Annotated in this window: 9 protein-coding genes; 5 read left to right on the plus strand and 4 right to left on the minus strand. The window is 71.4% G+C overall.

Annotation, left to right across the window (positions count from 1 at the left end; translation table 11 throughout):
* Nucleotides 1-62: 62 nt before the first annotated feature.
* The gene (locus tag QUC20_RS08750; protein ID WP_289329616.1) at nt 63-1,274 is read left to right on the plus strand and encodes a protein kinase family protein; all 1,212 of its coding nucleotides are present in this window, start codon (nt 63-65) and stop codon (nt 1,272-1,274) included.
* Between the two features lie 25 nt (nt 1,275-1,299).
* On the opposite strand, the gene QUC20_RS08755 is transcribed toward QUC20_RS08750, so the two are convergent.
* Together QUC20_RS08755 and QUC20_RS08760 are read right to left on the minus strand one after the other, a co-directional pair.
* Nucleotides 1,300-4,584, minus strand: coding sequence for an ATP-dependent helicase (locus QUC20_RS08755; protein WP_289329617.1), 3,285 nt, complete (start codon nt 4,582-4,584; stop codon nt 1,300-1,302).
* Entirely contained in the window at nt 4,581-7,652 is a 3,072-nt protein-coding gene (locus tag QUC20_RS08760) for an ATP-dependent helicase (protein ID WP_289329618.1), read from the minus strand. Before QUC20_RS08760 ends, QUC20_RS08755 begins: the two co-directional genes overlap by 4 nt.
* Before the next feature lie 140 nt (nt 7,653-7,792).
* On the opposite strand from QUC20_RS08760, the gene QUC20_RS08765 reads away from it, so the two are divergent.
* Entirely contained in the window at nt 7,793-8,017 is a 225-nt protein-coding gene (locus tag QUC20_RS08765) for a DUF3107 domain-containing protein (RefSeq protein WP_120262520.1), read from the plus strand.
* Nucleotides 8,018-8,019: 2 nt separating this feature from the next.
* The gene (locus QUC20_RS08770) at nt 8,020-8,310 is read left to right on the plus strand and encodes a hypothetical protein (RefSeq protein ID WP_289329619.1); all 291 of its coding nucleotides are present in this window, start codon (nt 8,020-8,022) and stop codon (nt 8,308-8,310) included.
* A 14-nt stretch (nt 8,311-8,324) separates the two neighbouring features.
* On the opposite strand, the gene QUC20_RS08775 is transcribed toward QUC20_RS08770, so the two are convergent.
* Nucleotides 8,325-9,041, minus strand: a complete 717-nt coding sequence (locus QUC20_RS08775; protein WP_120262518.1) for a ferritin-like fold-containing protein — start codon at nt 9,039-9,041, stop codon at nt 8,325-8,327.
* 130 nt (nt 9,042-9,171) lie between these two features.
* On the opposite strand from QUC20_RS08775, the gene QUC20_RS08780 reads away from it, so the two are divergent.
* Nucleotides 9,172-10,620, plus strand: a complete 1,449-nt coding sequence (locus tag QUC20_RS08780; RefSeq protein ID WP_120262517.1) for a DEAD/DEAH box helicase — start codon at nt 9,172-9,174, stop codon at nt 10,618-10,620.
* Between the two features lie 33 nt (nt 10,621-10,653).
* Here QUC20_RS08780 and QUC20_RS08785 read toward each other — a convergent pair whose 3' ends face one another.
* Nucleotides 10,654-11,532: a PHP domain-containing protein gene (locus tag QUC20_RS08785; RefSeq protein WP_289329620.1), complete on the minus strand. Its 879-nt coding sequence runs from the start codon at nt 11,530-11,532 to the stop codon at nt 10,654-10,656.
* A 58-nt stretch (nt 11,533-11,590) separates the two neighbouring features.
* On the opposite strand from QUC20_RS08785, the gene QUC20_RS08790 reads away from it, so the two are divergent.
* Nucleotides 11,591-12,610, plus strand: a complete 1,020-nt coding sequence (locus tag QUC20_RS08790; protein ID WP_289329621.1) for an endonuclease/exonuclease/phosphatase family protein — start codon at nt 11,591-11,593, stop codon at nt 12,608-12,610.
* Nucleotides 12,611-12,633 lie beyond the last annotated feature (23 nt).

The following is a 12,633-nucleotide window of genomic DNA, read 5'->3' on the forward strand; positions in this document are numbered from 1 at the left end:
TCACTCTAGCCGCGTCCGTCAGTTCGGCTCTTCCCGGCGCCGCCGTGGTGGGCGCCGCGGAGTTGACCGAGCGAGCGGACGGCCGTTACGACAGCGCTCTGGTGACCCTCGAGGACGGCCGACGGGTGGTCGTGCGCGTCCCGGTCGACGTCGATGCCGACCTCGAGCTCGTCGCCGACACCCGTGCGCTCCGCGCGCTGACGCCGGGGGTCCGCGGCTTGCTGCCGTTCGAAGCGCCCACGGTGCTCGGCACCGCCCGGATGGGGGGCTTCACCGCCGTCGTCCAGGAGTACGTCCCCGGGTATCGGGTCGAGGCCGGCCACATTCCTCCCGGGCGCGGAGCGGCCTGGTCGCTCGGCTCGGCGATCGCCCGCGTCCACGCGCTTCCGCATGCCGTCGCGCGAGACGCCGGCCTGCGCACCCGTACGAGCGCCGAGGTGCGCCAGGATGCCGAACGACTGCTCGACCGTGCGGAGGCCACCGGATCGCTTCCCTTCGGGCTGCTCCGACGGTGGAGCACAGCCCTCGGCGAAGATCGGCTGTGGCGTTTCGAGGCCACCGTGACACTCGGCGGTGTCGACCCCGGCCGTTTCGTCCTGAGCGACACCGCCGCCGGCCCCACGGTGACCGGCCTGCTGGCATGGCACGGCCTCGGGGTCGGCGACCCCGCTGAAGACCTCCGCTGGCTCGCTTCGGCGCCGGATGCACGCGACGACGTGCTCGCCGCGTACGCCGAGGCCGCCCACCACACGCCCGATGCAGCACTGGCCGCGCGCTCGCGCCTGTACGCGGAGCTCGAGTTCGCCCGCTGGCTGGCCCACGGACACGAGACCGGCGCGCAGCGCGTGGTGGAGGACGCAGTGGCCCTGCTCACCGCCCTCGACGACGGCGTCCGAGACGAGCCGCTCCTTCCCGAGGACTACAGCACCGTCGACGACGCCCTGGAACTGCTCGGACGCACCCCCGCTGCGGTGAGCGCCGGAGACACCTCGATGCAGACCGACACGTACGATCCGGCGCTGCTGGCGGCCTACCTCGCCGACCAGGACACCGCCGAGCAAGCAGACATCGAGACGATCCCGATCGATCTGTCGGACTGGACGCCCGAGGGCGCATCCAGCGACCGTCGCGGCGACACCGGTGCCGTTCCCACCGTTGCTTCAGCCGTTCCCTCGGGGACTCCGGCGGGATCGTCGGCTGACGATGCCGACGATCCCGAGCACGCGGAAGCGGCACGCAACGCGCTGCGGCGCTGGTCCTCGTCGGCCGACTGAACGCGAGACGGTCGTCCGGCGCGCTTCAGCCCCGCAGGACGAGGTCGTCGGCCACGTAGAACAGCGCGACGTCGATCTCCGACTCGGGGATGCCGTGCCGGATCGAGTACGCCCGGCGGTACAGCTCGAGCTGCAACATCCGCTCGGCTCGCTCGGCCGTTGTCCGCGGCGGGCGCCCGGTCTTCCAGTCGACGATCTCGATGCGGCCGCCTCGGTCGGCACGGCGGTAGACCGCGTCGAGCTTGCAGATGATGACGTGCGGGCGGCCGTCGCCGAGCATCCGGTCATCGGCGAAATCGATCTCGGTCTCGACCTCGATCGGCTGCAGATCGGCCCACTCGGACCGCAGGAAGACCTCCTGCAGCCGGCTCAGGTCGCCGTCCGCCGCGCCACCGCCGATGCCGTCGACCGGGTCGTCGACATCCCACAGGGGCGCGTCTGGTTGCGGGCCGCGCGCGGTGATCCCGGAGCGCTGCTCGACCCATGCATGGAATCGCGTTCCCAGCCGGGTCTCCCGGTACGGCCGCTCCGGAAGCGGGCGCAGGGTCGACTCCACCGCGGAGTCGTAGTCGGCGGCGAAGTCCTTGAAGCGTGACGCGGGGATGCGGGTGGGCGCGACGCGTCGGGTGCCCGCGGCGCGCTCCTCGCGCTCCGCCAGAAGGAGGGCCAGGTCACGTTCGGGTGCGTCGCGCGTGTCGCTCGCTCGCGCGGCACGTGCGAGTTCGGCGGCCGACTCGACTCGTGAGCGGCGCGCCCCCAACGGGTCGAGCGGCCAGCGCATGGTCTGGCGACGGTCGTTGTAAGGGTTCTCCCCCGGTTCAGCGTCGGGCCGGTCTGCGCCGAGCGCGCCCGCGATCTCGCGCAGGAAGGGGCTCGGACCGCGGGGGTTGCGGGTGCCCGACCAGTGCGAACCGCTCAGCAGAAGCGCGTCACGCGCGCGCGTCACCGCGACGTACGCGAGACGGCGCTCCTCCTCGCGTTGACGATCGGCGTTGTCTTCGGCGAACCGGGTGAGTGCGGCTTTCAGATCCTGCTGCGTCGGTGCGGCGTGTGCTTCCCATCCCAACGGGGGCAGCCAGCGAGCATCACCTCGGAACGCATAAGGGAGCACTCCGAAACCGAGCCAGCCCTGCTTGTCGCGTGGGCGGGCGGGCAGTTCGTCGGCCACGACCCGGCCGACGGCCACCGCATCCCACTCCAAGCCTTTCGAGCCGTGGATCGTCAGGATCTGCACCACGTCGTCTTCGGGCGGCTCGGTCCGCGGCGCGAACTCGTCCTGCCGCTCGGCGTGGTCGAGCCACGCGAGCAGGCTCGGGAGCGATCCTGACTCGTCGGTCGCGAGGAACCCCTGCAGCTCGTCGACGAAGGCTCGCAGCTGATCCGATGCGATACGAGCGGGCCCCCGGCTCTCGTTCGCCGCCAACTCGATGTCGAGACGCAGCTCCGCCTCGATCAGCCGCACGAGCTCGGGAATGGGCATCGACGAGGCCCGCCGCAGACCGGCGAACGTCGCGGCAGCCTCGCGGAGGCGATCGCGGCCGAGGGGGCTGAAGTCGGCGAGCCATCCATGATCGGGTCCGACGCGCACGAAGAAGTCGAGCGCATCGATGAGCGACGCGTTCTCGTCCGTCGCGCTCTCGCGTGTGAGCGGCTGCAGTGCGACGTCCGAGCGCGCGAGCCGCCGCCCGAGCTCGGCGAGCGAGCGCAGATCTCGAAGACCGATCGACCATCGAGGTCCGCCGAGGAGCCGCAGCAGCGCCGACCCCGCGGTGGGATCGCTGATCACCCGCAGCGCGGAGACGACGTCGACGACCTCGGGCGTGCTGAGCAGTCCGCCCAGCCCGAGGATCCGGTGCGGGATGCCGCGTCGCGCGAGGGCATCGGCGAAGCGCACCATGTGCTTCTTGCTGCGCAGGAGGATCGCCGCGCTCGTGGGCAGCCCGCGTCCGTGCCGTTGCGCCCGAACCTCCTCGAACCAGGCGGCTACCCGCTCGGTCTCGGCGTCGAGGTCGGTTTCGAACGCGATCTCGACCCCGCCGTCGGGTGCGTTCGGGCGGGGGCGGAGCCGGTCGACGGGTACCGGGGACCGCTCCGCGAGCGGTGCGAGCACCGCGTTGGCGGCATCCAGGATCCGCTCGCTGTTGCGCCAGCTGGTCGCTAGGGAGAACCGGCCCGACCCGCCCTCGGGCGCGAACGCGGCGGCGAAGTCGCCCAGATTGCCCGCGCTCGCACCTCGCCAGCCGTAGATGGACTGGTGGGGATCGCCGACGGCCATCACCGACGTCCCGGCGAACACGGCACTCAGCAACTCGGTCTGCACGACTGAGGTGTCTTGATACTCATCGAGCAGGACGACGGGATATCGCGAGCGGAGGTCCGCCGCCACCGCCGGGTGAGTGCGCACGATCGTCAACGCCCCCGCCACCTGGTCGGAGAAGTCGATGACGCCGGAACGCAGCTTGCGCCGCTGGTACTCGACCGCGAGATCGGCGAGCAGAGGCAGGCCCGCGACCTGCTCGGCGGCCCGTGCGACGTCGGCGTAGACCGTGGTGCCGCTGCGTGTCGAGGGGCGCTCCAGCACATCTTGGAAGGCGAGTCCGAAACGCGCGAGCTCGTCGAAGTCCACCAGGTTGTCGACCCCGTCGCGTGCGATCCGCAGCGCCCCGTCGATGATGCTGCGCAGGGCGTTGTCGCGCGTCTCGAGGCGCTCGTCGTCGGAATCGAGGACGACGCGACGCATCAGCAGCCATGCAGCCGACTCGCTGAGGACCGCCGCCTCGGGGTCGCGCCCGATGCGCACCGCGTTCTCACGGACGATGCCGTCGGCGAAGCTGTTGTAGGTCGACACGGTCGGGCGCTCGAGCAGCGAGTCCGTCTCGGGCCCGAGCGTCGCGGCCCCCGTGTCGTCGACGAGGCGTCGCTGGGCGGCGTGACGCCGGGCGCCGCCCGGATCGCCCGTCCGTTCGAGTTCGACGAAGACGTCGAGCGCGCCGCGACGGTGGAGCGCGTCGAGGTGTGGCACGAGGCCGGCGTCTTCGAACTCGGCAAGACGGTCGAGGCGCCGTCGGATGCGTTCGCTCAGCTCGCCCGCTGCCTTGCGCGTAAAGGTCAGACCGAGAATGCCCGATCGCGCGACATGCCCGTTCGCGACGAGCCAGACGACGCGGCCCGCCATCGTCTCGGTCTTGCCGCTGCCCGCTCCGGCGACGACGAGGGCAGGCGCGAGCCGCGCGGCGATCACCGCGCTCTGCTCGGGTGTCGGCGGGAACTGGCCCAGGGCGGCCGCCAAGGCCGCGGGAGAGACCATCATGTCGCGCTCACCGCCGCGATCGTGTGGATCCGGCAGAGCCCATAGGAATGATCGTCTCGGCAGTGCTCTTCGAAGGGAGCCTCGAAGCTGTCTCCCCCCATCACGCGCGCGGCTCCGCGTACCCGTCCGAGGAAGGCGGCACGCTCTTCGTCGCCGAAAGGCGGTTGGCGCGGCGCCGCGTAGTCCTTCGTCGCTGCGGTCGGACGCAGCACGAGCAGCATCGCTCCGCCCGGTGGCAGCCCGGCTGCCGCGGGGATCGCGCCGTGCTCGTGCGCCAGTTGATAGGCGGCGAGCTGTGCGTGCTGGGTCACGGCACGGTCGGTCTGCGGCTCGCGCTTACCGGTCTTCAGATCAACGATGACGACACTCCCGTCTGCACGGAGCTCGACCCGGTCGACCGCACCGCTCAGGACGATGCGTCCCTCGGCGTCGTCATGGGCGAGCTCGACCTCGAAACGCGGCTCGGCTCCCAACAGGCGCCCGCCGTCACGGTCGAAGTCGCGCAGGTACCGGGCGAGACGACGCACCAGATCGCGCGCACGGGCACGCTCCGCACGCTCGCGCCAGGCGGACTCGAACTCGAGCTCGCTCCAGCGCGACGCGACCGCCTGCCACAGGGATTCCTCGTCGGGAGACGCGATCTCGAGGGCGCTGTGCACGATCGTGCCGATTCCCGCGGTGGCGCTGGACGTATCGCCGCCGAGGTCGGCGATGACCCAGTTGAGCTGGCACTCTTCGAGTGTCTCCAGACGCGAGGGCGACACGCGGATGGTCTCGACCTCGCGATCGCGCAGCGGTGCCGTCGTGGTCAGAGGCCGCACCCCGAACCAGTCGCCGGGATCGGCGCCCGCGATGCCCGCATCGGCCAGGAGCGCCAGCTGCCCGGCCGCTTTGCGGCGATCACCCTCGGTCGAGCCGGAATCGGTGAGCGTGCGGCGGTGCCGCGCGACGAGACCTCGGAGCGTCAGCGGATGGGCGGCTTCGGGCGGGGCGCCCTCGGCCTCCGGAAGAAGCTCGAAGAACGGGCTGGGCCCGGTGTCGTCGTCGTCGACCGCCGTGACGATGACGAGTTCTCGCGCCCGCGACACCGCTCGGGCGAACAGCCGGAGCTCGTCGTGGAGCACGCCCCGACGACGATCGAGTGCGTCCGCGACCGCGGGATCGTGGAACGGCAGCCGCCACGTGTCGAGCAGGCCGCCGCGCACCCGCAGGTTCGGCCAGATCCCGTCCTGCACACCCGCGACGACGACGGTGTCGAACTCGGTGCCGAGGGCCGCCGCCGGCGTCAACACGCGGACGGCGCCGCTCATCGGCGGCGGCACGAAGCGGTCGTCGCCGACGTCGGCGTCGAGGATGCCGCGGAGGAACGCCACGGGCGTCGTGCCGTCCTCGCGCTCGCCATGCCGCTTGGCCGCTTGGAACAGCGCCACGACGGCGTCGAGGTCGCGATCGGCCTGTGCGGCCAACGGTCCGTGGCCCCGCGCGGCCTCGCGCAGACCCCGTTCGCGGCCCGACCCCTCCCAGGCCGCCCAGAGCAGCTCGTGTGCGGTGGCGTCGTCGGCGATGAGGTCGGCGACGCCACGCAGCGTCTCGGCGACCCGCGCGGCGCGCCGAGCCTCACGCAGGTCGAGGAGGGCGAGCTCCGCGGGATGGAGCATCGCCGACCGCAGCAACTCCCAGGCGGAGACGGGCTCGCTCTCATCCGGTGGGAACGCCTGGCGCAGCGCCGAACGCAGCCGGCGCTGGTCCACGGCATCGAGCCCCGCACCGGAGAGCGCGGCGATGACCTCGTCGCGCTGCCATGTCTCCCCCGGCCGTGCCGCCAGGTCGACGAGCCGCAGCAGGTCGCGCACGACGGGCGACTCGCCGAGCGAGGTACCCGTGCCCGAGGTCGCCGTCGGCACATCGCGGGCGGCGAGCTCGGCCTCGAGCGCCGTCACCTGACGGCTGTCGTGGGCGATGACGGCGCATTCCTCCCACGGGACGCCGTGGTGCACATGCCGTTCGCGAAGCAGTCGCGCCACGGCGTCGAACTCCTCGGAGCGGGACCGCAGCGCCAGGGCGCGAACGCCCGCCATCGTGCCCTCCTGATCCGGCGCCCGACGATGCGCGACCAAGCCCACCGCACCGATGCGGGCGGTGACCGTCGAGACGAGCGCCGCGTGGCGGCCCCCCGCCCGGTGCACCGTGTCGAGCACGAGGACATCGCCCCCGGCCGCGAGTCGAGCGAAGTTCTCCGGAGTCGCGCCGCGGAACGCGCCCGACCCGACATCCGGGTCACCGAAGGCGACCACCGCGATGCCGCGCGCGCGACATGCCTCGAGGAGGTCGACGCCGCCGGCGGTCAGTTCCTGCGCGTCGTCGACGAGCACGACCCGCAACCGCGGGACCCCGTGCCGCGAGACGATCGTGACCGCTTCCCGGATGAGCCCTGCGGCGTCGCGATGTGCGCCGCGCATGGCGTCGCGCACCGCGAAGTACTCCGACATGAACGACGCCGCCGCTTGCCACGCCGGTCTGCCCTCTCGAACCGCGCGCGCGGCGAGAACGCGGTGATCGATGCCCGCAGCGGTGCACTCCGCGATGAACGCGCGGAGTTCCGCTCGGAAACCGCGCGAGTCGCGAACGTGCGCAGGCAGCTCGGCCGGCCACCGGGGTCGCCCGGCGATCTCGTCGTCGGCGTCACCGTCGAGGAGGTCACGGATGATCGCGTCTTCGTCGCCGCCGGTCAGCAGACGCGGCGGGTCGACGCCCCGTCTCACCGCGTCTGCGCGCACGATCTGGAACGCGAACGCGGGCACCGAGCGTGCCAGCGGGCCTGCCGTGGCGACGCCGACCGCGACGCCGAGATCGTCGCGCAGGTCGGTCGCGGTCTGACGCGTGGCCGTGAGGACGACGAGGGTGTCGGGGTCGAGTCCGTCGGCGACCAGACGGCGCACCCGTTCGACGATGGTCCGTGTCTTGCCCGTTCCGGGGGCGCCCACCACGACGGCGCTCGTCTCGGCGGGGAGCGCCAGCACCTGCGCCTGAGCGGCATCGGGCGTGATGCCGACCGAGACGTGAGCCATGCCATCCACGCTAACCGCCCCCGCCGACACCGCGACGCCGACAGCGTTCGCCCAGGGCGTGACCGTACCGGCATCCCGGCCCGGACGGTGTCGTAGAGTCGAAGAGCGTCCGAGGCACGGACGCGGAGGAGGATGTATCCGTGGAGATCCGTATCGGCATCGCGAACACCGGCCGCGAGCTCAGCCTCGAATCCAACGAGTCCGCGGAAGCGGTTCGCGCGACCGTCTCCGAAGCCCTCACCTCCGGCGCTCCGTTCGTCGAGCTGAGCGACGCCAAGGGCAGCTCCTACATCGTCCCGACGGCCGGCATCGCCTTCGTCGAGGTCGGCACCGACCAGACCCGACGCGTGGGCTTCGTGGCCTGACCGTGCAGATCGTCCTGGCGCTCATCATCGGCGCTGCGATCGGGCTCGCAGCCGAATTCGTGGTGCGTGGGCGCGAGGCGCGGGGTGCCGCGGCTGCCCCCGTCCTGGGGGCCGTCATCGGCGGTATCGCCTGGGCGACGCTGACCTGGGCGGGCATCTCGTTCGACAACCCCGTCATCTGGGTGGTGTCGATTCTGGCGCCCGCCGTCGTCGTGCCCCTCGTTCTCGTGCTGATGACACGATCGCGAGCTCGAACCGACGCGGCGGAGCGGAGCCGTCTGCGTATCGGCTGACCGTCCGGAGCCCGTCAGGCTTCGAGCCCCATCGCAGCCATGCGGCGCGAATGCGCCGCGATGACATCCGCGTACGTGGGCTCGACCCGCTTCTCATCGGCGGGCTGGAGCGAGGTCGATCGCAGCGCCGCGCGCGCGATCAGCAGCGTGTCTCCGACGAGACGCCGCCCCCAGAGCGACAGCAGCCCGCGCCACTGCTCGTCGGCGGCGATCGCGTCCGTGATGATCCGCACCAGCGCGCTGCGATCGTCGTGGGCTCGCAGGATGACGGCGACCTGGCGTCCGGTCTCGCCGTAGCTCGCCGATAGGGCGAGGTAGAAGTCGTCCAGCATCCCGGCCGTGAGGTGCACCGACAGCATCGTCTCGAGCGGCCGTGCCCCGTGGGTCGCGCGGCGGAACGCATCGAGAGGCTCCCGGAAGGGCAGCATGAGCTCAAGCGGATCGGCGCCGCGGTCGCGGATGACTCCGACGAGCTCGCGGTGCTTCAGCAGCGCTGTGCCCGCCGCCAGCGACAGGGACTCCTTCTGAGAGAGCTCGGGAGTCGAGGCGATGAGGTCGCTCAGCGTCTCGAAGTAGCCGAGCTGCAGATAGGCGGCCTGGCCGAGGAACGTCTCGACGTCGGGAGCGAGCTCCTCGAAGTCGACGCGGCGGACATCCCCGTAGTCGCCTCGGGATCGCAGCCGCAGGGTGCGGCCGACGGGACGCTTGCGCTTGAAGAACCAGCTCACCACGGCTCCAGCCTAGGGTCGCGGTAGGCTGGATGCGCCCCGGCATCGGACCGGGGCCCCGCGCCTGTGGCTGAGTGAAGGGCGTGGACCCACATCACCGGCGGCTTCTCACCGCCAGACAGGCACGTCATCCATGACCACATTCGCTGATCTCGGCGTCGACCAGGACATCGTCGACGCTCTCGCCGAGAAGGGCATCGTCGATGCCTTCCCCATCCAGGAGCAGACGATCCCGCTGGGTCTTCCCGGCCAGGACATCATCGGCCAGGCCAAGACGGGAACCGGTAAGACGTTCGGCTTCGGCATCCCCGTCGTCCAGCGTCTGGGACTCGACCCGGCGCCGGGTGTGAAGGCACTGATCGTCGTCCCGACGCGCGAACTCGCCGTCCAGGTCTTCGAAGACATGGACATGCTCACCCGCAACCGCCCCACGAGCGTCGTCGCGATCTACGGCGGCAAGGCCTACGAGGGGCAGATCGACCAGCTCAAGGCCGGAGCCCAGATCGTCGTCGGCACGCCGGGCCGTCTGATCGACCTCGCGGGCCAGCGACTCCTCGACCTCTCCAACGCGACCGAGGTCGTGCTCGACGAGGCCGACAAGATGCTCGACCTCGGCTTCCTGCCCGACATCGAGAAGATCTTCTCGAAGGTTCCCGCGGTCCGTCACACGCAGCTCTTCTCCGCGACCATGCCGGGACCGATCGTCGCTCTGGCGCGGCGCTTCATGTCGAACCCGATCCACATGCGCGCCAACGACCCCGACGAGGGTCTGACGCAGGCCAACATCAAGCACCTCGTCTACCGCGCGCACTCGCTCGACAAGGACGAGGTCATCGCCCGCATCCTGCAGTCCGAGGGACGCGAGAAGGCCGTCATCTTCACGCGCACCAAGCGTGCCGCCCAGAAGCTCGTCGACGAGCTCGGCGACCGCGGCTTCAACGCCGCCGCCGTCCACGGCGACATGAGCCAGGAGGCGCGCGAGCGCTCGATGGCCGCGTTCAAAGCCGGCAAGAAGGACGTCCTGATCGCCACCGACGTCGCCGCCCGCGGCATCGACGTGAACGACGTCACTCACGTGATCAACCACACCATCCCCGACGACGAGAAGACCTACCTGCACCGCGCGGGCCGCACCGGCCGTGCCGGCAAGACCGGCATCGCGGTGACCTTCGTCGACTGGGAAGACCTGCACAAGTGGGCGCTCATCAACCGCGCGCTCGAGTTCGGTCAGCCCGAGCCCGTCGAGACGTACTCGTCGAGCCCGCACCTCTTCGAAGACCTCAACATCCCCGCCGGCACGAAGGGTCGGCTGCGCAAGCTGCCCACGACGCAGAGCGTGAAGACGGTCCCGGCGGAATCGGCCGAGGGCGAGTCGAAGCGTCCGCGGCGTCGCCGCTCACGCGGCACGGGCGAGGGTGCCGCGGCGTCCGAGAGCGCGACACCCGTCGCCACGGATGCCGGCACGGGCACGCACGACGGCGGTGGTTCCGAGCACCGCGACGGCAAGACCTCGCCTCGGCGTCGCCGCCGTCGCCGTGGCGGCTCGGGATCGGCGGGAGCGACGGCTCCTGCCGCGGGCTGAGCACGGGTCTGATCGCGCACGAACGGCGCTCGTCTATGCGTAGACGGGCGCCGTTCCGCTGCCACGGGCGATGATCCGCTCGACCATCTCGTCGTCGGTGGTGTTCTCGCCGGGCTGGTTCGGCTTGCCGAGACCGTGGTAATCGCTCGACCCGGTCACGATGAGATCGAGGTCGGCGGCGATGGCGCGGAGGGCGCGCTTTCCGTCCACGGTGTTCTCGCGGTGCTCGATCTCGAAGCCGGCGAGGCCGTGGGCTACGAGTTCTCGCAACACGCCGGCCGGCATCATGCGCTCGCGTCCGCTCGGCGACGGATGCGCGAGGATCGGCACTCCCCCGGCGGCCACGACCAGCTCGACGGCGGTGATCGGGTCGGGCGCGTAGTGCGGGGTGAAGTGCCCTTGACTGGGATGCAGGATGCCGGCGAACGCGGCGGCACGATCGGCGGCGAGGCCCCGTGCGACGAGGGCGTCGGCGATGTGCGGTCGTCCTACCGTCGCGCCGGCCCCCGTCTGGGCGAGCACGTCGTCCCACGTCAGGTCGTGGGAGCGCGCGATGCTGCGCACGATCCGTTCGGCGCGCCCGACCCTGTCTTCGCGGATGCGTTCCATCTCGGCTCGCAGTCGGGGATGGTCGGGGTCGAAGAGGTAGGCGAGCAGATGCACGGTCCGCCATTCGTGACGCGCGCTGAGCTCCATGCCCGGGATCAGCGTCATGCCCAGAGAGGCCGTCGCCTCCGCGGCTTCCGCCCAGCCCGCGGTCGTGTCGTGGTCCGTCAGAGCGACCGTCCGCAGTCCGGCTCGGTGCGCCGCCTGCACGACTCCCGCGGGCGACTCCGTGCCGTCCGAGCGCACGGAGTGCAGATGCAGGTCGCTGGGGCCGTGGAACCCCGGTGCGCGCTCTGCCGTTCCCATCCTCCACAGCGTAGCCGTGCCCGGCGATCGTCCAGGCTCGCTCTCTTAGAGTCGAGGGGTGAAGCGCGTGTTCGGAGCCCTCGTGGTGGCCCTGTTCGCGGCCGCGGCCGTCGTGATCACCTGGCCGGAGCTCCTGCGGCTGGAGCGCGAGTTCCCGTTCGCGCAGCTCGTTGCGCTGCGCCCGCTGCTGATCGGCGGGTTCGTCGCGATCGCCCTCGTCTTCCTGCTCCTCTCGCTCGGACGCCGCATCCGCGCGTTCTGCCTGTGGGTCGCGCTCGTGTCTCTTGTGGCCGCCGCCGGCGGCGCCGGAACGCTCGCCGTGCGCGGGCTGGGGGCCGAGACCCTGCCGCCGAAGACCGACGACAGCATCCGCGTCATGACCTGGAACACCGCCGGCCAGGCGACCGATGCCGAGACCATCGCCGAGACGGCGGTCGCCATGCAGGCGGACATCCTCGCGCTGCCGGAGACGACGATGGACACCGGGCGTGCGGTGGCGGTGGCGATGCGCGAGCGCGGTCGCCCGATGTGGGCCCACGTCGACAGCTACGACGGTCCCGACAGCTGGGACGCGAATTCGACGGCACTGCTGATCTCGCCCGAGCTCGGCGACTACTCGGTCATCGAGTCGGAAGCCGCGGGCACGACGAACACCACGATCGTCCCGAGTGCCGTCGCCATGCCCGTGGACGGCGACGGCCCGGTCGTCGTCGCCGTGCACGCGGTGGCACCGAGACCCGACGAGATGGCGAGCTGGCGCAATGACCTGCAATGGCTCGCCGACCAGTGCGCCACGGATGACGTGATCATGGCCGGCGACTTCAACGCGACGCTCGACCACATGGCGCGTCTCGGCATCGACGACGCCGACTTCGGGCGCTGCCACGACGCCGCCCGGTCCACCGGCAACGGCGGCATCGGCACCTGGCCGACGGACGTCCCCGCTCCCCTGGGCGCACCGATCGATCACATCATGGCGACCCCGTCATGGCAGCCCGAGGGCTCCGTGGTCATCTCGTCGCTCGACGACTCCGGCAGCGATCACCGCCCTCTCGTCGTGCAGTACACGCGGCGCTGATCCGTCCCGGCCGACGGTGGCGG

The sequence above is a fragment of the Microbacterium arborescens genome (assembly GCF_030369635.1).
In the GTDB taxonomy this organism is placed as follows: domain Bacteria; phylum Actinomycetota; class Actinomycetes; order Actinomycetales; family Microbacteriaceae; genus Microbacterium.